Origin of the sequence: Phenylobacterium sp. (assembly GCF_965284355.1) — a bacterium.
GTDB lineage: Bacteria > Pseudomonadota > Alphaproteobacteria > Caulobacterales > Caulobacteraceae > Phenylobacterium.
Window position 1 is genome coordinate 302,316 of record NZ_OZ260078.1, and the last position, 20,943, is coordinate 323,258.

21 protein-coding genes are annotated in these 20,943 nt (G+C 68.2%); 2 read left to right on the plus strand and 19 right to left on the minus strand.

Going from position 1 to position 20,943, the window contains the following annotated elements; translation table 11 throughout:
- Window positions 1-6: 6 nt before the first annotated feature.
- From ACQ66R_RS01495 to ACQ66R_RS01525, 7 genes are all read right to left on the minus strand, one after another.
- Window positions 7-705, minus strand: coding sequence for an ABC transporter ATP-binding protein (locus ACQ66R_RS01495; protein ID WP_430418592.1), 699 nt, complete (start codon window positions 703-705; stop codon window positions 7-9).
- On the minus strand, window positions 698-1,933 hold the full coding sequence (locus ACQ66R_RS01500; protein ID WP_430426184.1) for a lipoprotein-releasing ABC transporter permease subunit: 1,236 nt from the start codon (window positions 1,931-1,933) through the stop codon (window positions 698-700). Before ACQ66R_RS01500 ends, ACQ66R_RS01495 begins: the two co-directional genes overlap by 8 nt.
- A gap of 56 nt (window positions 1,934-1,989) precedes the next feature.
- A complete protein-coding gene (proS, locus tag ACQ66R_RS01505; RefSeq protein ID WP_430418594.1) occupies window positions 1,990-3,306 on the minus strand; it encodes a proline--tRNA ligase in 1,317 nt (438 codons plus the stop codon).
- A 119-nt stretch (window positions 3,307-3,425) separates the two neighbouring features.
- Complete coding sequence (locus ACQ66R_RS01510; protein ID WP_430418596.1) at window positions 3,426-3,686, minus strand: DUF1467 family protein; 261 nt, start codon at window positions 3,684-3,686, stop codon at window positions 3,426-3,428.
- On the minus strand, window positions 3,686-4,108 hold the full coding sequence (gene mce, locus ACQ66R_RS01515) for a methylmalonyl-CoA epimerase (protein WP_430418598.1): 423 nt from the start codon (window positions 4,106-4,108) through the stop codon (window positions 3,686-3,688). Before mce ends, ACQ66R_RS01510 begins: the two co-directional genes overlap by 1 nt.
- Before the next feature lie 61 nt (window positions 4,109-4,169).
- Window positions 4,170-5,201, minus strand: coding sequence for a zinc-dependent alcohol dehydrogenase (locus ACQ66R_RS01520; protein WP_430418600.1), 1,032 nt, complete (start codon window positions 5,199-5,201; stop codon window positions 4,170-4,172).
- The gene (locus tag ACQ66R_RS01525) at window positions 5,201-5,575 is read right to left on the minus strand and encodes a hypothetical protein (protein WP_430418602.1); all 375 of its coding nucleotides are present in this window, start codon (window positions 5,573-5,575) and stop codon (window positions 5,201-5,203) included. The genes ACQ66R_RS01520 and ACQ66R_RS01525 overlap by 1 nt, the downstream gene beginning before the upstream one ends.
- A gap of 105 nt (window positions 5,576-5,680) precedes the next feature.
- Between ACQ66R_RS01525 and ACQ66R_RS01530 the strand changes: the two genes are divergently transcribed.
- On the plus strand, window positions 5,681-6,565 hold the full coding sequence (locus ACQ66R_RS01530; protein ID WP_430418604.1) for a LysR family transcriptional regulator: 885 nt from the start codon (window positions 5,681-5,683) through the stop codon (window positions 6,563-6,565).
- Here ACQ66R_RS01530 and ACQ66R_RS01535 read toward each other — a convergent pair.
- Window positions 6,557-8,803 (minus strand): CaiB/BaiF CoA transferase family protein, encoded by a 2,247-nt coding sequence (locus ACQ66R_RS01535; protein WP_430418606.1) that lies wholly within the window; start codon window positions 8,801-8,803, stop codon window positions 6,557-6,559. The genes ACQ66R_RS01530 and ACQ66R_RS01535 overlap by 9 nt on opposite strands.
- A 130-nt stretch (window positions 8,804-8,933) precedes the next feature.
- On the opposite strand from ACQ66R_RS01535, the gene ACQ66R_RS01540 reads away from it, so the two are divergent.
- Window positions 8,934-9,923 (plus strand): aldo/keto reductase, encoded by a 990-nt coding sequence (locus tag ACQ66R_RS01540; RefSeq protein WP_430418608.1) that lies wholly within the window; start codon window positions 8,934-8,936, stop codon window positions 9,921-9,923.
- Window positions 9,924-9,943: 20 nt separating this feature from the next.
- Here ACQ66R_RS01540 and ACQ66R_RS01545 read toward each other — a convergent pair whose 3' ends face one another.
- The 11 genes from ACQ66R_RS01545 to nuoH all read right to left on the minus strand — a co-directional run bounded on the left by ACQ66R_RS01545 (window position 9,944) and on the right by nuoH (window position 20,942).
- Window positions 9,944-11,623 (minus strand): ribonuclease J, encoded by a 1,680-nt coding sequence (locus ACQ66R_RS01545; RefSeq protein ID WP_430418610.1) that lies wholly within the window; start codon window positions 11,621-11,623, stop codon window positions 9,944-9,946.
- Window positions 11,623-12,396, minus strand: a complete 774-nt coding sequence (locus tag ACQ66R_RS01550) for a type III pantothenate kinase (RefSeq protein WP_430418612.1) — start codon at window positions 12,394-12,396, stop codon at window positions 11,623-11,625. The genes ACQ66R_RS01545 and ACQ66R_RS01550 overlap by 1 nt, the downstream gene beginning before the upstream one ends.
- A 1-nt stretch (window position 12,397) precedes the next feature.
- A complete protein-coding gene (locus tag ACQ66R_RS01555; protein WP_430418614.1) occupies window positions 12,398-13,138 on the minus strand; it encodes a biotin--[acetyl-CoA-carboxylase] ligase in 741 nt (246 codons plus the stop codon).
- Between the two features lie 3 nt (window positions 13,139-13,141).
- Window positions 13,142-14,572, minus strand: coding sequence for an NADH-quinone oxidoreductase subunit NuoN (gene nuoN / locus ACQ66R_RS01560; RefSeq protein ID WP_430418616.1), 1,431 nt, complete (start codon window positions 14,570-14,572; stop codon window positions 13,142-13,144).
- A gap of 9 nt (window positions 14,573-14,581) precedes the next feature.
- Window positions 14,582-16,063: an NADH-quinone oxidoreductase subunit M gene (locus tag ACQ66R_RS01565; protein WP_430418618.1), complete on the minus strand. Its 1,482-nt coding sequence runs from the start codon at window positions 16,061-16,063 to the stop codon at window positions 14,582-14,584.
- Between the two features lie 7 nt (window positions 16,064-16,070).
- Window positions 16,071-18,176, minus strand: a complete 2,106-nt coding sequence (gene nuoL / locus ACQ66R_RS01570; protein ID WP_430418620.1) for an NADH-quinone oxidoreductase subunit L — start codon at window positions 18,174-18,176, stop codon at window positions 16,071-16,073.
- Between the two features lie 7 nt (window positions 18,177-18,183).
- Window positions 18,184-18,492 (minus strand): NADH-quinone oxidoreductase subunit NuoK, encoded by a 309-nt coding sequence (gene nuoK / locus ACQ66R_RS01575; RefSeq protein WP_293361967.1) that lies wholly within the window; start codon window positions 18,490-18,492, stop codon window positions 18,184-18,186.
- Entirely contained in the window at window positions 18,489-19,112 is a 624-nt protein-coding gene (locus ACQ66R_RS01580) for an NADH-quinone oxidoreductase subunit J (protein ID WP_293361965.1), read from the minus strand. The genes nuoK and ACQ66R_RS01580 overlap by 4 nt, the downstream gene beginning before the upstream one ends.
- 62 nt (window positions 19,113-19,174) lie before the next feature.
- Entirely contained in the window at window positions 19,175-19,666 is a 492-nt protein-coding gene (gene nuoI / locus ACQ66R_RS01585) for an NADH-quinone oxidoreductase subunit NuoI (protein WP_430418623.1), read from the minus strand.
- The gene (locus ACQ66R_RS01590) at window positions 19,666-19,866 is read right to left on the minus strand and encodes a hypothetical protein (RefSeq protein WP_293361961.1); all 201 of its coding nucleotides are present in this window, start codon (window positions 19,864-19,866) and stop codon (window positions 19,666-19,668) included. Before ACQ66R_RS01590 ends, nuoI begins: the two co-directional genes overlap by 1 nt.
- Window positions 19,863-20,942 carry an NADH-quinone oxidoreductase subunit NuoH gene (gene nuoH, locus ACQ66R_RS01595; RefSeq protein WP_430418625.1) on the minus strand — a complete coding sequence of 360 codons (1,080 nt, stop codon included), beginning with the start codon at window positions 20,940-20,942 and terminating at the stop codon, window positions 19,863-19,865. Before nuoH ends, ACQ66R_RS01590 begins: the two co-directional genes overlap by 4 nt.
- Window position 20,943 lies beyond the last annotated feature (1 nt).

Genomic DNA, 20,943 nt, shown 5'->3' on the forward strand with positions numbered 1-20,943 from the left:
TGTGGATCAGACCCCGACCGGTCGAGTCCACGGCTCCAAGTGCCCATCCCGCAGGGCCAGGACCCGGTCCATATGGCTCGCGAGTTCCAGGTTGTGGGTTGCCACGACCGCCGCAACGCCCGTCTTGCGGGCCAGGCCGTAGAGGCTGTCGAACACCGCGCCCGAGGTCGTCGGATCAAGGTTGCCCGTCGGCTCGTCGGCCAGCAGCAGGCGCGGCGCATTGGCGAGCGCCCGGGCGATCGCCACCCGCTGCTGTTCGCCGCCCGACAGCTGCGCCGGCTGGTGCTGGACGCGCTCCCGGAGGCCCAGGTCACCCAGGATCGAGCCCGCCCGCTCCCGCGCCGTCTTCTGCGAGACGCCCGCGATCATCATCGGCAGGGCCACGTTATCCAGCGCCGAGAATTCCGGCAGCAGGTGGTGGAACTGGTAGACGAAGCCGATGGCGCCCAGCCGCACGTGACTGCGTTCCCGATCGCTAAGGTCGGTGCAGTCGCGCCCCTGGATCGAGATCCGCCCGTCGTCGGCGTGCTCCAGCAGGCCGGCCGCATGCAGCAGGCTGGACTTGCCCGAGCCCGACGGCCCGATCAGGCCGACGATCTCGCCTGGCTGGACGTCCAGGTCGACACCCTTCAGCACCGGCAGTTCGCCCGCCGCGGTCACATAGGTGCGTCGCAGGCCCCGGATGGAAAGCACCGGCTCACTCATAGCGGAGCGCCTCCACCGGATCGAGGCGCGAGGCCCGCCAGGCCGGCGGCAGGGTGGCCAGGAAGCTCATGCCCAGCGCCCATGACACGATCACCAGCACCTCGAGCCAGTCCACCTTCGCCGGCACGCGCGACAGATAGTAGACGTCGGAAGAGAACACAGCCTGGCCGGTCACGTACTCCACCGCCGTCTGGATCGGGTCGATGTTCAGGCAGAACACGACGCCCACCGCCAGGCCCGCCAGCGTGCCAAAGGCCCCAATGCTGGCGCCGGCCATGAAGAAGATGCGCAGGATGGACCCCTGCCCCGCCCCGATGGTGCGCAGGATCGCGATGTCGCGGCCCTTGTTCTTCACCAGCATCACCAGGCCCGAGATGATGTTCATCGCCGCAATGGCGACCAGCAGCATCAGGATCAGTCGCATCACGCTACGTTCGACCTGCAGCGCGCCCCAGAATGAAGCGTCGCGGGTCGTCCAGTCGTTGACCAACGCCGCCGGTCCGGCCGCCTTGCTGATCTCCACCTTCATCCGCGCGGCGTGATCGGGATCCTTCACCCGCACTTCGATGGCGTCGGCGGTGTCCTCGCGATCGAAGAACAACTGGGCCTGCGTCAGCGGCATGTAGATGTAGGCTTGGTCGAACTGGCTCATGCCCACCTGGAAGGTCGCGCCCACCGTGTAGGTCTTCTGCAACGGCGTGCCGCCGAAGGCCGTGGCGCCGCCGGCCGGCGAGATCAGGGTGACCGTGTCGCCGGGCGCCACGCCCAGCTGCTGCGCCAACCGCGCGCCCAGGATCACGACATCGCCCCCATACTCGCCCTGCCCGAAGCTGCGCAGCGAGCCTGCCGTGATGTTGCCCGAGACCAGCTTGGTGTCGGCCAGGTCCTTGGGCCCGATGCCGCGCACCAGGGCGCCGGTGATCTGACTGGGCCCGATGGCGATGGCCTGGGCCTCGATGATCGCGGCCGCCTGCGTGACGCCCGGCACTTTGAGGATGCGCGCTGCGGCGGCGTCGCGCGCCGGCCCGTCCAGGACCCCGCCGGTGACGAACACATGCCCCTGGAAGCCCAGGATCCGGCCCAGCAGCTCGCTGCGGAAGCCGTTCATCACCGACATCACGATGATCAGCGTCGCCACCGCCAGCATGATCCCGATGAAGGAGATGACGGAAATCAGCGCCACGCCGCCCTGAGTCCGCTTGGCCCGCAGGTAGCGGCTCGCCAGCATGCGTTCCCAGAGCCCGAACGGCGGGGCCCGCCCGCCGGTCACGGCGGCGCGCTCACTCACCCGATGATCGCCTTGAGCGCTGCGTCCAGCGAGACGGTCTGGCGCTCGCCGGTGGCGCGGCGCTTCAGTTCCACCACGCCCTCGGCCACGCTCTTCGGGCCCACGATCAGCTGCCAGGGAATGCCCACGAGGTCGGTGGCGGCGAACTTCGCCCCCGGCCGGTCGTCGCGGTCGTCGTACAGCGGGTCGAGACCCGCATCGCTGAGCGCCTTGTAGGCGGTCTCGCAGACCTCATCGCAGCCGGCGTCGCCGACCCGCAGGTTCAGCACCGCCGCGCCGAAGGGCGCCACGCTGTCGGGCCAGATGATGCCCGAGGCGTCGTGACTGGCCTCGATGATCCCGCCGACCAGGCGCGAAACGCCCACGCCGTACGAACCCATCTGGACAGGCACGTCCTTGCCATCGGGCCCGGTGACCTTGGCGCCCATAGGGGCCGAGTACTTTTCGCCGAAGTAGAAGATGTGGCCCACTTCGATGCCGCGGGCGGTCATCCGCTTGTCTTCGGGCAGCGCCTCGTAGGCCGCCTTGTCGTGCATCTCGTCCGAGGCGGCGTAGAGCGCCGTGCGCTGGTCGACCAGCGGCTGCAGATCGCCGTCCCAGTCGATGTCGGGACCGGGCGCGCCCATCTCGACCAGGTCGCGGTGCGCGAACACCTCGCTCTCGCCGGTGTCAGCCAGGATGATGAACTCGTGGCTCAGGTCGCCGCCGATCGGGCCCGTATCGGCCCGCACCGGGATCGCCTTCAGGCCCAGCCGCGCATAGACGTTCAGATAGGCCAGGAACATCCGGTTGTAGGCCCGGCGCGCCGCCGCCTCGTCGATGTCGAAGCTGTAGGCGTCCTTCATCAGGAACTCGCGGCCGCGCATCACCCCGAACCGCGGCCGGCGCTCGTCGCGGAACTTCCACTGGATGTTGTAAAGATTCTTCGGCAAGTCCTTGTAGGACTTCACATAGCTCCGGAAGATGTCGGTCACGACCTCTTCCGCCGTGGGCCCGTACAACAGGTCGCGCTCGTGGCGGTCCTTGACGCGCAGCATCTCGTCGCCATAGGCCTCGTAGCGGCCGCTCTCGCGCCACAGGTCGGCCAGCTGCAGGGTCGGCATCAGGATCTCGACGGCGCCGGCGCGGTTCATCTCCTCGCGCACGACCTGCTCGATCTTCTTCAGCACCTTCAGGCCCAGCGGCAGCCAGGCGTAGATGCCGGCCGCCTCCTGGCGGATCATCCCGGCCCGCAGCATCAGCTGGTGCGAGACGATCTGCGCGTCGGCAGGCGCCTCGCGAAGCGTGGGCATGAAGTATCGCGAAAGGCGCATGGGATTCCCGTCAGGTCAGCAAGGCGGCCCTGATAGCCTTGCCGGGAGAACCTTGGCAACGATGTGACGGATCAGGTGCGTCCACGGCGTTCGAACGCCGCACTACGGCAGAGGTTCCGTTAGTACCCGCTGGGCAGGCTCGGCAGCTTGATGACGCCGCTCCAGACCACCAGCCAGACGATCCCGAACACCACAATCGAAATGCCGGTCGTGATCAGGAATTTCTGCTTCAGCTTGGGATCCACCGGCGCGCCGGGGTCGCCGCCGTCGCCCTTGTCGATGCCGGCCTCGGCATGCGTGACCGTGCCCCAGGGCAGCACCGCGAACAGCACCGTCCACCAGATGGTGAGGAACATCGCAACCGACGTGAAGGCGCTCATCAGTGGGCCTTTTTCGGAGTTTCCATGAGTTCGACGAGCACGCCGCCCATGTTCTTGGGGTGAACGAAGATCACCGGCGTGCCATGCGCGCCGATCCGCGGCTTGCCGCCGTTCAGCACCGTGGCGCCCTTGGCCTGCATGTCGTCGCGGGCCGCCTCGATGTCCTCGACCTCGAAGCAGATGTGATGCTGGCCGCCGGCCGGGTTCTTCTCGAGGAACCCCTTCAGCGGCGAGGCGTCGCCGTGCGGCTCGATCAGCTCGATCTGGCTGTTGGGCAGGTCGACGAAACAGACCCACACGCCCTGCTCGGGCATAGCGAACTTCTCGCCGATCTTCGTGGCGCCCAGCACGTCGCGGTACAGCGCGACCGACTGCTCGATGGAGGGCGTGGCGACGCCCACGTGGTTCAGTTTCCCGATCATGGGCTGCGTATACGCCGGGCCGGCGCAAACAGCGAGATCACCTTGCGTCACAGGAGCAGGATCATGCGTCGGGCGTAAACACGATCTTGGGCCCCGGGTCGGCCATGACCTCCGCCGCCTCGTCGAAGCCCGCCACCCGGTGGGTCACATGCTCGGGATGCAGTCCGCCGCACGCCAGGCAGGCCAGCACATCCGGAAGCACGTGGCGCGAGCTGACCCGGCTGGTGTGGAACGTGAGCCCCTTGTAGTACGCGCCGCCCAACGGGAACGGGGTCGTCGCACCCAGGTGGATCGAGACGCTGGTGACGACGCCGTTGGGCGCGCACGACTCGACGGCGAACCCCAGGCCCGCGGCATGTCCAGCGGCCTCCACGACGATCTCGAACTGTTCGTCCGGCACACGGCCCTCGCCCAGCCCCAAGGGTTCGGCGACCGCCCCCAGCGCCTCGGCGCGCTTCTGGTTTCCCTCATTGTCGTCGAGATAGAGCACCCGCCCCGCCCCAAGCGCGACAGCGCACCCGGCGGCGTAGAGGCCTACGCTCTGGGCCAGCCCCCCGACCACCAGCACCGAGGCGCCCGGGCGCGTCCTGAGGTGCGAAGCCACGCCGCGCCATCCATCCGCGATGTTGTCGCAGGCGCTTGCCGCGGCCACCGGGTCGAGCCCCGCAGGCAGCGGCACCAGCATGTGGTCCGCGAACGGAACCAGCATCAGATCCGACAGGGCGCCACCGAACTCCTGCGCGCCGTTCCTTGCCAATCCATAGGCCGCATATTTCGGCACGGTGTCGCACGATGCGGTGAAGCCTCGCCGGCAGCTGACACACTGGCCGCACGAAATCTGGAACGGGACCACGACCCGATCTCCGGGTGCGACGCCGGCGGCCTCGCCCGCATCCACCACCTCGGCGATCGCCTCATGACCAAACGCGAAGGGGCCGCGAAAGGGCACCACCCCCGTCGCGATGTAGAGGTCCAGATCGCATCGGGCGACGGCCAGAGGCCGCACCACGGCTTCGCGGGGTCCGGCGACGCGGGGCGCCGGTACGTCGCGCCACTCGAACCGTCCGGGCGCCAGGAACGTCAATTGCCGCATCAGGGCGCGCCGCCGATGTTGGCGCCTTCGATGATCATGGGCGCGTCGTAGTACGACACCGTGGGCTCGCTGCCGTAGGTGGCCTTCGCTCGCGCGCGCCAGGTGTCCGAGAACCACGCCTCGGCGGCGGCCCGGTCCTTCCACAGATAAATGCCGCCGAAGGTGTCGCCGGTGACCGTGAAGTACTTCCGGATGAGGCCCGGGATCTTCTGGTAGGTCGGCGCGGCCTTGCGGAACTCGCCTTCCAGGATCGGCCGGGTGATCGGCGGTGGGGTCTTGATTTCGACGACGACGGCGACGGGCTGGGCGAGCGCTGCGCCGGCCGTCGAGATCGCCAGAACAAGGCTGGCGGCGGCAATGGTCATGCGAAACATGGGGTCTCCTTGAGAAGCCTCCATGAACGCTAGGCCTCGAACCGCCACGCTTGAACTTGCAAGATCGGAAGACGGCTTTCGATTTCTGCAATACAATGAGCCACCATGTTCGACCCGCGCGACCTCGCCGATCTGGTGGCCCTGGGACAGGCCGGCACGCTCAGCGCGGCCGCCAAGCGCCGCGGCGTCGCGGTCTCGACCGTGTCGCGGCGCATCGAGGCGCTGGAGATCGCCACCGGCCTCAGCCTGGTGGATCGCCGCGCCGACGGGGTCCGACTGACGGCACAGGGCGAACGGCTGGCGGCGCTGGGCGTCCCGCTGGCGGACCAGATCGCCCGCGTCTCACGCGCCGCCGAGGCGCTGCGGTCGGGCGACACCGTGATCCCCGTCCGCATCTCCGCGACCGAACTGGTGGTGTCGGACATCCTGGCCCCGGCGCTGCCGCAACTTTGGGCCGGGCACCCCGAGATTCCGGTTCAGTTGCAGTCCCAGGCGGGATTGGTCAGCCTGGCCGGACGGGACGCCGACCTGGCGGTGCGCATGTCGCGGCCGGAAGGGGCCAGCCTCATCGGCCGCCGGCTCCCCGAGATTCGCAGCGGCTTCTACGCCGCGCCGTCCTACCTTGACGGGCGCGACCCGGCCGCCATCGACCTGCGTCGCGAGCGCCTGCTGGGCTACGACGAGAGCTACGGCCGGATCCCGGAGCTGGAATGGCTGCGGGAGCAGGGCCTGTCGGGCGCCCTGGCCCTGCGCACGGCCAGCACGCGCGCCTTGATCACGGCGACCCTGGCGGGCGCGGGCATCGCGACCTTGCCGATGATGTTCGGAGCGCGGGAACCCGGCCTCGTGGAAGTTCCAGGACCGCGGGGCATGCCCACCCGTCAGCCGTGGCTCATCGTCCACCGCGACATCGCCCGCCTGCCCTCGATCCGCGCGGTGCATCGCTGGATCGTCGCGACCATGACGCGGCAGATCCTGTCGTCAGACTGACGGGGTCACAAACGCCGCCCCTGTCGCCAGCAACCCTTCGACGCGCGCCACGGCCACACCGTAGTCCGCCAGCACCTGGCGGGTGTGTTCGCCCAGGTCTGGCGTCGGCAGGGTGAAGCCGGAGGGGGTTCGGCTGAAGTCGCTGTAGGTGCGCGCGCTGACTGCCGGGCCCAGACGCGGATGAGTCCAGGGGGCCATGTGGCCATTGTCCCAGAGCCAGGGGTCCCGCAGGGCCTCCTCGAACCGCCGCACTGGCGCAGCGGCCACGCCTGCGGCCAGGAGGGCGTCAACGGTGGCATCCCGCTTGCGGCTTGCCAGCGCGGCCTCAATCCGTCCCGTTAGGTCCCCGTCGCGCGGCGCAGCCAGCTCGGCCGCCCCGAGTTCCAGGCCCAGCACCCGCCCTACGCCCAGCGCCTCGGCCTCGCTTTCGCAGGCCAGCGCCAGCCAGCCGTCGGCGCAGGGATAGTACCGGTACAGCGCGGTGCGACCCAGGCAGTCCCGGCCGCCCTTGTCGTTCGGCGGACGCCCCGCGAAGTCCACCACCTCGCCCAGTTGATAGAGCAGGCTCTGGGCCAGCAGGCTGGAGACGATCTCCTGCCCCTCCCCCGTCCGTGCGCGGGCGTTCAGCGCCGCCACGACCGAACAGGCGACGACGGCGGCGGTGGCGATATCGTTGACGGCGATGGTGTAGAGGATCGGGTCGTCGTCCCCGCCCTGAGCGGCCATCATCCCGCCTTCGGCCTGCATCAGCGGATCGAACCCCGGTAGCGCCGCCCATGGTCCGGTGTCGCCGTAGGCGTTGATAGAGCACGAGATGATCCGCGGGTTGATCGCTTTCAGCGCTGAATACCCGATGCCCAGCCGGTCGCGCACGCCCAGCCGATAGTTGTCGATCACCACGTCCGCTGAGCGGACCATCTCGAGGAACACCTCGCGCGCGGCGGGCTGCTTGAGGTCCAGGCCCAGCCCCCGGACGCCGCGGTTATAGACCAGGAACTGCGAGCCATCGGATCGGAAGGGATCGGCCTCGGGCCCCTCGATCTTGATCACCTCGGCGCCCAGGTTGGCGAGCAAGGCCCCGGCGTAGGCCCCGGCGATCACGGTGCCCAGGTTCAGCACCTTGATGCCCGCCAGCGGCGCGGCCGTCGGGGCGTCGCCTGTCGCCGCGGGAGTCTTCGCGGGCCAGGCCGGCAGCCCCGGGGCGGGCTTTGGCAGTCCGGCGATCGTGGCGGGCGTCGCGCTCAGCCGCGCCGGCGGCGCGGGCATGGCCACAGGCCCCAGATCGGGATGATCGAAGGTCATCCGCATTCCGGCCTCGGCGACGATCGGGCCGGCGAACCAGGCCTCCCGGCGCCCGACGGGCGCACACGGCACGTCGTGCGCCTTCAGCAGTTCCAGCCATTCGTCGCGGGGCCGCGTCTCGAAGATGCCGATCAGCATCTCGCGGGCGCCCAGCATGTCCTGCTCCAGAATGTCAAACAGGTCGCCCAGTTCCAGGGCCTCAAACGCCTTGCGATAGAAGTTGGTGAACAGGGTGCCCAGGAAGAACCACTCCCCGTCGGCGCACTTGTAGAGGCGGTAGCGCGGGTTGGCGCCCGGAGGGATGCCCCGCGGCAGGGGCTCGAGGTTCTCGAAACGCATCGGCGGCGCGCACTCGGCGGCCCCGTGCAGCCCGCTGACAGTGACCGCCTGGCCTCGCCCGCTCCGGCTCCGCTCCAGCAGCGCCGCGCCGATCGCCGTCGCCCCCAGCACCGCCTGCGACGACCAGGCGATGGGCAGGATCATGTGGACCGGCTGGTCCTCCCAGGCGCCCTGGCGGAACGGCATCCCGGTCAGCGCGGTCAGCAGGCTGTGATGCGGCGGCAGTTCGCTCCACCGGCCCTCGGTCCCATAGGGCGGCATCCACGCATGGATCAGGCCCGGATGCGCCGCCGTCAGGCTCGCGCCATCCAGGCCCAGCGCCGCCATGCGGCTGGGCGCGAAATCGAACAGCGCCACGTCCGCCCCGGCGATCAGCGCCCGCGCCGCCGACATGCCGTCCGGTGTCTCGAGATCCAGGGTCACAAACTGCTTGTTGCGATTCCAGGCCAGATAGCCGGGGTGGTCCTTGCGACGGTCGCCGCCGGGCGGCTCCACCTTGATGACCTCCGCGGCGAAGTCGCCCAGCAGCATGGCCGCCATGGGCCCCGCCATGCCCTGACTGAAGTCGGCGATACGCACACCCTGGTAGGCGGTCATGGTCGGCGTCTCTCCCTGCCCGTCGACGGCGCGGTTTCCGCATCTCGCCACAGGGCATCAAACCGGGTGTTCGAAGACCCCGCAAGGGACGTCGGCCATGCTAGCCTTCGTCAAACACGGGAGAGAGACGATGCACACCGCCACGCTGGGCCCTCTGGGCGACGTCAGCCGGCTGACCCTGGGCGGTGGCGGCATCGGCCAGATCTGGGGCGAAACCAGCCGCGACGAGGCCATCGCCACCCTGCACGCCGCCGTCGAGGCCGGGATCACGGTGATCGACTCAGCCCCGATGTACGGCGCCTGCGAGGACAACATGGGCCTGGCGTTCGAGGGCCGCCCGCCCCAGCACCTGAAGTTCACCACCAAGTGCGCCATCGGATCACCCGAGGCCGCGAAGATCGGGCCCGGCCTGACAGCATCGCTGGACGCCAGTCTCAAGGCCATGCGGCTGGAGCGGGTGGACCTGTTCTTCCTGCACTCCAACATCCACGCCGACGACTTCGTCTACGCCCATGGCAATGACCGTCGCGACCAGATGGGCACGGCGTGGTCGCTCTACGTGAACGAAGTGATCCCGGCCTTCGAGCGGCTCAAGGCGCAGGGGAAGATCGACGCCTGGGGCATCACCGGCATCGGCGTGCCCTCCGACGTGCTACGGGCCATCGGCCACACGCCGCGCCCGGACGCGGTCCAGGCCATCGCCAACCTGATGGACAGCGCGGGCGCCCTGCGCCGCTATGCCGAGCCCGAACGGGCCCGCGAGATCGCGGCCACCGCCAAGGCCGCCGGCTGCGGGATCATGGGCATCCGCGCGGTGCAGGCCGGCGCCCTCACACTGGCCGTTGACCGCGAACTGCGCCCCAACAGCCCGGACAACGCCGACTACGCCCGCGCCGCCCCGTTCCGTGAGCTCTGCGCCCGCTGGGGCCAGGACCCGGCCTATGTGGCGCACCGCTACGCCCTGACGATGCCCAACATCGACACCCTGGTGCTGGGCGTAAAGAACCGCGCCGAACTGGCCATGTGCGTCGCGGCCGAGGCGGATGGTCCGTACAGCGCCGGGGAGATGGCCGAGATCGACGGGCTGGGGTTGGCCTGCCCCCCCAAACATCTCCGCTGATCCCGGCGGAGACGAGTTGGCTAGATCCGCAGCACGGTGGTCTCGACCACGGGGCGCCGGCCCCAGATCCGTTGGCAGGCTTTCTTCACCGCCCGCGTGATCGCCATCTCGACATCGTCGTCCAGCTCGAACTGGTCGCCCTTCAAGCGCTTCAGCGCGGCTTCGGCCTCGTCGGCCAGTTCGTCCAGGATGTCGTCCATCGCATTCTCGTCGTCGGCCGGCAGACCCAGCGCGCGCACCTGCGGCCCGCTGACGATCCGGTTGCGGCCGTCCATCGCGACCGAGACCGCGACGATGCCGTTGAACGCCGCATGCCGCCGCTCGCGCAGGGCGTCGCCGTTCTCGGGCGTCAGCACGCCGGCGTCCACGAACAGGCGCCCAGAATGCACCTCGTCGATGATCTCGGCCCGTCCGGGCGCCAGGCGAACCATGTCGCCGTTGCGCGGCGTCACCTGTTGCGGCACCTGCAGGTCGCGGGCGAACGCGGCGTGCTCCATCAGGTGGCGGCGCTCGCCGTGGGTGGGCACCGCGATCTGCGGACGCGCCCAGCTGTACATCTCCGCCAGTTCGTCGCGGCACGGGTGACCGCTCACGTGAATCCCCGGGTGGTCGCGCTCGGTGTAAAGGCGCACGCCGCGTTCGGTCAGCTTGTTCTGCAGGTTGCGGATCGGGATCTCATTGCCCGGGATCACACGGCTGGAGAACACGACGCTGTCGCCCGCCCCCAGCTTCACGTGAGGGTGGGTGCCGTCGGCGATCCGCGCCAGCGCCGCCCGAGGCTCGCCCTGGCTGCCGGTGCAGAGGTACAGCACGGCGTCCTCCGCCAGATGCTTGGCCTGGGTGTCGTCCAGGAACGGCTGGATATCGGTCATCAGCCCGACCGACTTCGCCGCGGCGGCCATGCGGTGCATCGAGCGCCCGGCCAGGCAGACGCGACGTCCGTTGGCCTCGGCCGCGCGGATCACACTGTCCATGCGCGCCACGTTCGAGGCGAAGCAGGCCACCGCCACCTTGCCTTTCAGCCCGCCGATCAGATTGGTCAGCGCCACCCGCACGTCGGCCTCGGACCCGGCGTGGCCGTCCACGAAGACGTTGGTCGAGTCACAGACCATCGCCAGGACGCCCTCGTCGCCCAGCTTGCGGATGGCGGCCGCATCGGTGACGTCGCCCAGCAGCGGATCGGGATCGATCTTCCAGTCGCCGGTGTGCAGGATCGTGCCCAGCGGGGTCTTGATCGCCAGCCCGTTCGGTTCGGGGATCGAGTGGGTGAGCGTGATCAGCTCCAGCTTGAACGGCCCCAGCTCGATGGTCCCGCCCAACGGCACCTCGGTGATGTCCACCTCGTCCAGCAGGTCGGCCTCGCGCAGCTTCTCGCGCAGGATGAAGGCGGTAAACGGCGTCGCGTAGACGGGCGCCTTCATGCGTGGCCACAGGTGCGCCACCGCGCCGATATGGTCCTCGTGGGCGTGGGTCAACACGATCCCCAGGATGCGGTCGGCATACTCTTCGATGTAGGTCGGGTCGGGCAGAATCACCTCGACGCCCGGCGTCGTCTGGTCCCCGAACGTCACCCCCAGGTCGACGACGATCCACTTTCGGCCGTGCGCCGGCCCGAAGCCGTACAGGTTGAAGTTCATTCCGATCTCGTTCGACCCGCCCAGGGGCAGGAAGACGAGCTCGTCGCTCTTGGATTTCGCCATCAGGCTTTCTTTGCGTTCCGCCGCCAGATTTCCAGCATGCCACGGATAGTGAGGTCAGGGTCGAAGTGGTCGATCGACAGGGTCGCGCCGTGGAACAGCGAGGCCACTCCGCCGGTCGCCACCACGGTGAGTTTCTCAGATCGCTCGGCCTTGATGCGCGAGATCAGGCCTTCGATCAGTCCGATGTACCCCCAGAATACGCCCGATTGCATGGCGCCCACCGTATCGGTGCCCACCACGCGCTGGGGCTTTTGGATGGCGACCCGCGGGAGCTTGGCCGCCGCGCTATGCAACGCCTCCATCGAAAGGTTGATCCCGGGCGCGATCACGCCGCCCTCGAACCCGCCGTCGGCGGAGATGATGTCGAACGTCGTCGCCGTGCCGCTGTCGATCACGATCAGGTCGCCGGGATAGATCGCGTGCGCGCCCACGGCGTTCACCAGGCGGTCGGCGCCCGCCTCGGACGGCTTGTCGATGCGCACGGCGATGCCCAGGTCGACGTTCTCGCCAATCACCAGCGGTTCGACATGCAGGTATCGCCGCGCCAGGTTGCGCAGGTTGAAGATCGACTGCGGCACCACGCTCGATATGATGCAGCCGTCGAAGGCGCCCAGCGCCAGACCGGCCATGCCCAGCAACTGCGAGAGCCACACGGCGTACTCGTCGGCCGTGCGGGTGCTGTCGGTCCCCGCCCGCCATTGCGCCATCCAACGCTCGCCATCGTGCACGGCGAAGAGCGTGTTGGTGTTGCCTTGTTCGATCGCCAGCAGCATCTCACGCCTCTCCGAAGAACACGTCGCCAGCGGTTATCCGCTCCAGCCCGCCGTCGTCCAGCCGTAGCCGCAACGCGCCGTCGGGATCGAGCCCCTCCGCCACGCCGCTGAGCGTGCGTTTGGGCAGCCTGGCCTCGCAGCGTTGGCCGAGGCCCGTCGCCCGCGCGGACCAGCCGGCAGCGATCGGCGGAAAGCCCTGAGTGACCCAGGCGGTCCGCCAGCGCTCGAACGCGGTCGCCAGCACCGGCAGGGCATCCATCGGCTGCGGCGGGGACCCCGGCATGTATTCCGCGAAGGCCGCGGCGGGGCGATCGACGTCCTGCGGCGCATGCGCCAGATTTACGCCAATGCCGACCGCCAGCCACAGGCGCCCATCGGCGCGGCTGCCGGACTCCACCAGTATGCCGACCGCCTTCTTGCCGTGCACCATCACGTCGTTCGGCCACTTCAGGCGCGCCGCCCCGGGACCCAGGCAGGTGTCGGCCAGGTCGCAGGCCGCCAGGGCGGCCACGAACGACAGCTGCGCGGCTTCCGCCGGCGGGCGATCGGTCAGAGTGAGCAAGGTGGCGGCCAAGTTGCCGCGCTGGGTCGACCAGGCCCGACCGCGCCGGCCGCGCCCGGCGGTCTGCAGCGCCGCGGTGATCCAGACCGGACCGCCCTCGCCCGCTTCAGCGCGCCGACGCGCCTCGGCGTTCGTGGAGTCGAGTTCGTCGTAGGCCTCGATCGGTGGGTGGGCCGCCAACCGCTAGGCCAGTCCCAGCGCCTGGGCGGCGCGCGCCGCCAGCGGGTTCAGCCAGGTGATCGCGACCAGCACGACCGGGAAGGCGAACACGGCGGCGGTCAGCCCGATGGCCCTGGCTTCCATCGGCGGCTTGTCGGTGGCGCCGGCGCTGCCGTCGAACCACATGACCTTGATCAGGCGCAGGTAGTAGAACGCGGCCACGACCGAGCCCACGAGGCCGATGACCGCCGGGCCCCAGAGGCCGGCGTCGATGGCGGCCTTGAAGACCACGTACTTGGCCCAGAAGCCCGAGAACGGCGGCAGGCCCAGCGCCGACAGCGAGAACACCGTCATGGCCAGCGCCAGGCCCCGGCGTTCCTTCACCAGGCCCGCCATGTCGTCGATGGTCTCCATGGCCTTGCCCTGGCGCGACAGAGCGGCCAGGCAGGCGAAGAAGCCGGTCACGTCCACCATGTAGAGGATCATGAACACCAGCATCGCCTGCACGCCTTCAGACGTGCCCGACGCCAGGCCCAGCACCGCGTAGCCGATGTTGGCGATCGACGAGTAAGCCCACAGGCGCTTGAGGTTCTTCTGCACTAGGCCGCCGAACGCGCCCACGGCCACCGATATGAGCGCCAGAGCCACCAGCACCTGCTGCCACTGGCCCACCGCGTCGGTGAAGCCGTCGGCCAGCACCCGGGCGAACAGCACCATGGCCGCCAGCTTGGGCGCGGCCGCGAAGAACGCCACGACCGGGGTCGGCGCGCCTTCATAGACGTCGGGCGTCCACATGTGGAACGGCGCGGCCGAAACCTTGAACGCCAGGCCGCAGATCACGAAGATCAGTCCGAACAGCAGCCCGGTATTGGCCTCGGCGCCCGCCGCCTTTGCGATCTCGGTGTACAGCGTCGAGCCGGCGAAGCCGTAGACCAGGCTGGCCCCGTACAACAGCAGGCCCGACGACAGCGCGCCCAGCACGAAGTATTTCAGGCCCGCTTCCGACGCCTTGGCGTTGTCGCGGTGCATCGCCGCCAGCACGTACAGCGCCAGCGAGCTCAGCTCGACGCCGACGTACAGCGAAATCAGGTCGCCGGACGAGGCCATCATGCCCATCCCCAGGGCCGACAGCAGGATCAGCACCGGGAATTCGAAGGTCTTGACGCCACGGCGTTCGAACCAGGGCTGGCCCAGCGGGATCGCGACGGCCGAGGCCACATATATCGCGACCTTGGCGAAGGTCGCCGCCGCATCGGCGATCAGGCCGCCGCCGAAGGCGACGCCGAACGGCTGGGTGGCCGAGGCCACCGCAGCGGCCAGCAGCACCGCGACACCGCCCGTGGCGACGAGGCTCGTCTGCTTCGGCATGAACGCGCCTAGGACCAGGAGCGCCAGCGCCCCCACGGCCAGGATGATCTCAGGATAGGCGAGCGCCAGGTTGGCGGAGATGGTCATCTAAGGCCCCTACCCGCCAATCGCCGCCTGATAGACCCGCACGAGCTGGTCGACCGAGGCGTCAGTCAGGTTGAACACGATATTGGGCTGCACGCCCATCCAGAGGGTGGCGATGATCAGCGGCGTGAAGATCGCCACCTCGCGCCACTCCAGGTCGGTGATGGTCTGAAGCTTGGGGTTCTCGATCGTGCCGAACACCACGCTACGGTACAGCGTCAGCATGTAGACCGCCGAGAGGATCACGCCCGTCGCTGCCAGGATCGCCGTCCAGGTCGACACCTGGTAGACGCCGGTCATCGACAGGATCTCGCCGACGAAGCCGCTGGTTCCCGGCAGGCCGACGTTGCCCATGGTGAACAGCAGGAACACCGCCGCGTACCACGGCATCCGCTGCACCAGCCCCCCGTAGAACTTGATCTCGCGGGTGTGCATGCGGTCGTAGATGACGCCGACACAGAGGAAGAGCGCGCCCGAGATCACCCCGTGGCTCAGCATCTGGTAGATCGCGCCCTGCTCGCCCTCGGCGTTGCCCGAGAAGATGCCCATGGTCACGAGGCCCATGTGCGCCACCGACGAGTAGGCAATCAGCTTCTTCACGTCGGTCTGCCGGAAGGCGACCAGCGAGGTGTAGATCACCGCGATCACCGACAGCGCGAAGATCAGCGGCGTGAACTGGTGCGACGCGTCCGGGAACATCGGCAGCGAGAACCGCATGAAACCATAGCCGCCCATCTTCAGCAGGATGCCGGCCAGGAAGACCGAGCCCGCCGTGGGCGCCTCGACGTGGGCGTCGGGTAGCCAGGTGTGCACCGGCCACATGGGCATCTTCACCGCGAACGAGGCGAAGAAGGCCAGCCACAGCCAGGTCTGGGCTTGCGGCGAGAAGCCGTACTGCATGAGTTCAGGGATCGAGCTGGTGCCCGAAGTCCCGATCATGAACAGGATCGCCGCGAGCATCAGAACCGAGCCCAGCAGCGTGTAGAGGAAGAACTTGAAGGCCGCGTACACCCGCCGCGCGCCGCCCCAGATGCCGATGATCAGGAACATCGGGACCAGGCCGAACTCGAAGAAGATGTAGAAAACCACCAGGTCCAGCGCGCAGAACACGCCGATCACCAGGGTCTCGAGGATCAGGAACGCGACCATGTATTCGTGGACGCGCGTCTCGATCGACTTCCAGGACGCGGCGATGCAGATCGGCATCAGGAACGCGGTCAGCAGCACGAACAGGACCGAGATCCCGTCCACGCCCATCCGGTAGTGCAGGCCGGCGAACCACGGCGCCTCTTCCACGAACTGGAAGCCGGGGTTGCTCGCGTCGAACTGGGCGACCAACAGCACCGAGAGCGCCAGGGTCGCCAGCGTGGTCACGAAGGCGATCCATCGGGTCGCCTCGACGCCCCGGGCCTCGTCGTTGGCGAAGGCGCGCAGGATCAGGATCCCGGCGACCCCGACCAGCGGGGCGTAGGTGATGAGGGAAAGAAGCGGCATAGGTCCCTCAGGCGTTCCAGGCCCAGAGCGCGTAGGTCAGCAGACCCGCGACACCCAGGAGCATGACGAAGGCGTAGTGGTAGACGTAGCCGGACTGCAGCCGGCCGGCGCCCTTGCCCACCTGCACCGAGAGCGCCGAGACCCCATCGGGGCCGAGGCCGTCGATGATCTTCTGGTCGCCGCCCTTCCAAAACAGGTCGCCCAGGAACTTCGCCCCGCGGACGAAGGTGGCCTGGTAGAGCTCGTCGAAGAACCACTTGTTGTAGAAGAAGACGTAGAGAATGCCGTTGTTGGCCGCGAGCTTCGCGCCCAGGCCCTCACGCCAGATGTACATATAGGCCGCGACCAGGAGGCCGGTGACCGACACCACGATCGGCGCCAGGACGACCCAGAGCGGGAAGTCGTGCCCGCCGCCGTGATGCTCGGTGGGCAGGTTGAAGATGGCGCCCTTCCAGAAATCGGCGTTGTGCTCGCCGATGAACTGATGGTGGAACACGAAGCCGGCCGCGATGGCCCCTACCGACAGGACCAGCAGCGGGATCCGCATGGTCCAGGGGCTCTCGTGCGGCTTGTGCTCATGGCCGTGGCCGTGATCCGGCTCGGAGTGGGTCTCGGCATGGGCCGGGGCCGCGGCGTGGGCGTGATCGTCGTGCGCGCCATGGGCATGATCGTCATGCGCATGGTCGCGGTTGTGCCAGTGGTGCTCCAGGTCCTCCGACGTCCAGCGGGCATGGCCGTTGAACGTGAAGAAGGCCACGCGCCAGGAGTAGAAGGCGGTCAGGCCGGCCACCAGGATCCCGATGAAGAAGGCGAAGTAGCCCATCGGATGCCCGGCCCCGCCCGCGGCGTACGCGGCGTGGATGATGGCGTCCTTCGAGTAGAAGCCGGCGAAGCCCAGGTCGAGGAACGGGATGCCCAGGCCCGTGATCGCGATCGTGCCGAACACCATGACCCAGCCGGTAATCGGTAGGTATTTGAACAGCGCCCCGTAACGCCGCATGTCCTGTTCGTGCGCCATGCCGTGGATCACCGAGCCGGCGCCCAAGAACAGCAGCGCCTTGAAGAAGGCGTGCGTGAACAGGTGGAACATCGCCGCCTGGTACGCGCCCACGCCGGCGGCGAAGAACATGTAGCCCAACTGCGAGCAGGTCGAATAGGCGATCACCCGCTTGATGTCGTTCTGGGTCAGGCCGACGGTCGCGGCGAACAGCGCGGTGACCGCCCCGATCACCGTCACGATGTTCTTCGCCACCGGGGCGTACTCGAACATCGGCGACAGCAGGCAGACCATGTAGACGCCGGCGGTCACCATGGTGGCCGCGTGGATCAGCGCCGACACCGGCGTCGGGCCTTCCATGGCGTCGGGCAGCCAGGTGTGCAGGAAGAACTGCGCCGACTTGCCCATGGCGCCCACGAACAGCAGCGCGCACGCCAGGTCGATCAGCGAGAAGTGGCCGCCCGCGAAGTCCCAGCCCTTGCCGACCGAGGCTTGGATCAGCGGGAACAGGTCCTGGAACGTGATCGTCCCGAAGGCCCAGTAGACCGTCATGATCCCCAGCGCGAAGCCGAAGTCGCCCACGCGGTTGACCACGAAGGCCTTGATCGAGGCGGCGTTGGCACTGGCTTTGTGGTGCCAGAAGCCGATCAGCAGATACGACGCCAGGCCCACGCCTTCCCAGCCGAAGAACAGCTGCATGAAGTCGGCGGCGCTGATTAGCGCCAGCATCGCGAAGGTGAACAGCGACAGGTAGGCGAAGAACCGCGGCTTGCTCGGATCCTCGGCCATGTACCCCCAGGAATAGAGGTGCACGAGCGACGAGACGGTGGTCACCACCACCAGCATCACCGCCGACAGGCCGTCGAACCGGAACGCCCAGTTCGAGACGAAGTCACCCACATGGATGAACGGCGCGTAGACGTGCGTGAACGGCTGCAGGCCGCCCCAGGTCCACTGGCTGAACACCACCCACGACAGGATGGCCGACAGGAACAGGAAGCCCGTGGTGACGCCCATCGACAACGTATCGCCGATGCGCTTTCCGAACAGGCCCGCGACGACCGCGCCGATCAGCGGGCCGAACAGGATGATGGTGACGAGGGTTTCTGCGTTCACGGCGCGATCAGCCCTTCATCATCGAGGCGTCGTCCACGGCGATGTCGCCGCGGTTGCGGAAGAAGGTGACGAGGATGGCCAGACCCACGGCCGCCTCGGCGGCGGCGACGGTCAGCACGAACATGGCGAAGATCTGCCCCACCACGTTCCCCAGATAGACCGAGAAGGCCACCAGGTTGATGTTCACGGCGAGCAGGATCAGCTCCACCGACATCAGGATGACGATGATGTTCTTGCGGTTCACGAAGATGCCGAACACCCCGATCGTGAACAGGATCGCGGCGACCGCGAGGTAGTGCTCGAGGCCGATGGTCATTGGTCGATCCCCTGCCCGGGCTTCGGGTTTGCGAGCTTCATGCCGGTCTTCGGCGTGCGCAGCACCTGGTCCATGATGACCTGACGGCGGACGCCCGGCTTGTGGCGCAGGGTCAGCACGATCGCGCCGATCATCGCCACCAGCAGCACCAGGCCGGCCGCCTGGAAGAAGTAGACATAGTCGGTGTAGAGCACCCGCCCGATCGCCTCGGCGTTCGTGACGTCCGGCGTCGCGCCCGAGGCCATCGGCCCGGCGCTGTCCTTGGCCGCCCCGCGGCCCGCCACCGTCGTCGCCACCACCACCATCTCGGCGGCCAGGAAGCCCGCGATCAGCAGGCCCAGCGGCATGTAGCGGGCGAAGCCCTGCCGCAGCGCCGCGAAGTCGACGTCCAGCATCATGACGACGAACAGGAAGAGCACCGCGACGGCGCCCACGTAGACCACCACCAGCAGCATCGCCAGGAATTCCGCACCCATGAGCACGAACAGTCCGGCGGCCGAGAAGAAGGCCAGGATCAGCCAAAGGACCGAGTGCACCGGGTTGCGGGCCGAAACCACGCAGAACCCGGACGCAATGGTCACGGCTGCCATCAGGTAGAATGCGATCGCCTGTAGGGCCATTTCGGCTCTCTGACTTCCCTCGAATTACACGTCAAAACCGGCGCCGGAATCGCGCCGACTGCTTATCGGTACGGCGCGTCCAGTTCCAGATTCTTCGCGATCTCGCGTTCCCAACGGTCGCCGTTATCCAGCAGCCGCGCCTTGTCGTAGTAGAGCTCTTCCCGCGTCTCGACCGCGAACTCCAGGTTCGGGCCTTCCACGATGGCGTCCACTGGGCAGGCCTCCTGGCACAGGCCGCAGTAGATGCACTTCACCATGTCGATGTCGTAGCGGGTCGTCCGGCGGCTGCCGTCGGCCCGGGGCTCGGCCTCGATCGTGATCGCCTGCGCCGGACAGATGGCCTCGCACAGCTTGCAGGCGATGCAGCGCTCTTCCCCGTTGGGATAGCGGCGCAGGGCGTGCTCGCCGCGGAAGCGCGGGCTCTGCGGGTTGCGCTCGTGCGGGTACTGCACGGTCTTCTTCGGCGCGACCATGTACTTCATGCCGAGCCCGAAGGCCCCGATGAAGTCCATCAGCGCCGCGCCTTTGAGCGCCTGTCCGATCCGGTTCAGCATCACTTCTTCTCGCAGGCGTAGTCGTCGAGGAATTGCGGGTCGCCGTTCTTCTGCAGCTTCAGCGAACCCCCCTTGGCGGCGCAGGCCTGCTGCGCCTTCTTGAGGTCGTCATAGGTCGCGATGCCGCCCGCGTTGCCGAAGCCCGCGCCGCTGGCGCAGGCGGTCAGGGCCAGCGCGGCCATGAGGACCAGCGCCTTCACGACGGCAGCCCCGTGTAGACCCGCCAGCCCGCCACCACGACTACGGCCACCAGCGAGGTCGGCAGGAACACCTTCCAGCCCAGGCGCATCAGCTGGTCATAGCGGTAGCGAGGCACGATCGAGCGGACCATCGCGTTCATGAAGAACACGAAGAAGGTCTTCCCGGCGTAGACCAGCAGGCCCACCAGGCTCGCCACCCAGGCCGGCGCCGACGTCGCGAGGAATTCTTCGACGGGCGCGATGCCCGTGTTCCAGCCGCCCAGGAACAGCACCGCCATCAGGCCGCTCATCAGCACGATGTTCGCGGTCTCGGCCAGGTAGAACAGCATGTACGGCGTGGAGCCGTATTCCACGGCATAGCCGGCGACGAGTTCGGATTCCGCCTCGGGAAGGTCGAACGGCGGACGGTTCGTCTCCGCCAGGCCCGAGATGAAGAAGATCACGCCCATGGGGAACATGATCAGGATCAGGGGCAGATTGTGCAGCCCGCCACCGAACATGTACCAGTTCCAGAACCACCCGGACTGCGCCTCGGTGATCTGGTTCAGGTTCATGGTCCCGGCCAGCAGGATCACGGTGATGATCACGAAGCCGATCGAGACTTCGTAGCTGACCATCTGCGCGGCCGAGCGCAGCGAGCCCAGGAACGGGTACTTCGAGTTCGAAGCCCACCCGCCCATAATGATGCCGTAGACGCCCATCGAGCTGACGGCGAACAGGTAGAGGATGCCGACGTTGATGTCCGAGACCGCCCAGCCGGGCGCGATCGGCATCACCGCCCAGGCGCCCAGCGCCAGGGTCACGCTGATCAGGGGGGCCAGCAGATAGACCGCCTTGTCGGCGCCCGCGGGGATGACCAGCTCCTTGATCAGGAACTTGCCCAGGTCGGCGAAGGACTGCAGCAGGCCGAACGGACCCACCACGTTGGGGCCCTTCCGCGCCTGCACGCCCGCGAAGATCTTGCGGTCGCCGTAGATGATGAAAGCGATCGTCAGCAGCAGGACGACGGTGACGGCCAGGATGTGGGCCACCGTGATGATCGTCCAGCCGATCGGGGAGCTCCAGAATTCCGCCACG

What these genes read in the sequence shown, in the direction of transcription:
- ACQ66R_RS01510 (WP_430418596.1), bottom strand. Translation starts at nt 3,686, where the DNA reads ATGAGCGCCTTCACGTCGGTTGCGATGTTCCTCACCATCTGGTGGACG.
- ACQ66R_RS01525 (WP_430418602.1), bottom strand. Translation starts at nt 5,575, where the DNA reads ATGTTTCGCATGACCATTGCCGCCGCCAGCCTTGTTCTGGCGATCTCG.
- nuoK (WP_293361967.1), bottom strand. Translation starts at nt 18,492, where the DNA reads ATGACCATCGGCCTCGAGCACTACCTCGCGGTCGCCGCGATCCTGTTC.
- ACQ66R_RS01550 (WP_430418612.1), bottom strand. Translation starts at nt 12,396, where the DNA reads ATGCTGCTGGCGATCGAACAAGGCAACACCAACACGCTCTTCGCCGTG.
- ACQ66R_RS01495 (WP_430418592.1), bottom strand. Translation starts at nt 705, where the DNA reads ATGAGTGAGCCGGTGCTTTCCATCCGGGGCCTGCGACGCACCTATGTG.
- ACQ66R_RS01520 (WP_430418600.1), bottom strand. Translation starts at nt 5,201, where the DNA reads ATGCGGCAATTGACGTTCCTGGCGCCCGGACGGTTCGAGTGGCGCGAC.
- ACQ66R_RS01500 (WP_430426184.1), bottom strand. Translation starts at nt 1,933, where the DNA reads ATGCTGGCGAGCCGCTACCTGCGGGCCAAGCGGACTCAGGGCGGCGTG.
- mce (WP_430418598.1), bottom strand. Translation starts at nt 4,108, where the DNA reads ATGATCGGGAAACTGAACCACGTGGGCGTCGCCACGCCCTCCATCGAG.
- nuoN (WP_430418616.1), bottom strand. Translation starts at nt 14,572, where the DNA reads ATGACCATCTCCGCCAACCTGGCGCTCGCCTATCCTGAGATCATCCTG.
- ACQ66R_RS01535 (WP_430418606.1), bottom strand. Translation starts at nt 8,803, where the DNA reads ATGACCGCCTACCAGGGTGTGCGTATCGCCGACTTCAGTCAGGGCATG.
- ACQ66R_RS01540 (WP_430418608.1), top strand. Translation starts at nt 8,934, where the DNA reads ATGCACACCGCCACGCTGGGCCCTCTGGGCGACGTCAGCCGGCTGACC.
- ACQ66R_RS01580 (WP_293361965.1), bottom strand. Translation starts at nt 19,112, where the DNA reads ATGGCCCTACAGGCGATCGCATTCTACCTGATGGCAGCCGTGACCATT.
- ACQ66R_RS01565 (WP_430418618.1), bottom strand. Translation starts at nt 16,063, where the DNA reads ATGCCGCTTCTTTCCCTCATCACCTACGCCCCGCTGGTCGGGGTCGCC.
- ACQ66R_RS01530 (WP_430418604.1), top strand. Translation starts at nt 5,681, where the DNA reads ATGTTCGACCCGCGCGACCTCGCCGATCTGGTGGCCCTGGGACAGGCC.
- nuoI (WP_430418623.1), bottom strand. Translation starts at nt 19,666, where the DNA reads ATGCTGAACCGGATCGGACAGGCGCTCAAAGGCGCGGCGCTGATGGAC.
- proS (WP_430418594.1), bottom strand. Translation starts at nt 3,306, where the DNA reads ATGCGCCTTTCGCGATACTTCATGCCCACGCTTCGCGAGGCGCCTGCC.
- ACQ66R_RS01545 (WP_430418610.1), bottom strand. Translation starts at nt 11,623, where the DNA reads ATGGCGAAATCCAAGAGCGACGAGCTCGTCTTCCTGCCCCTGGGCGGG.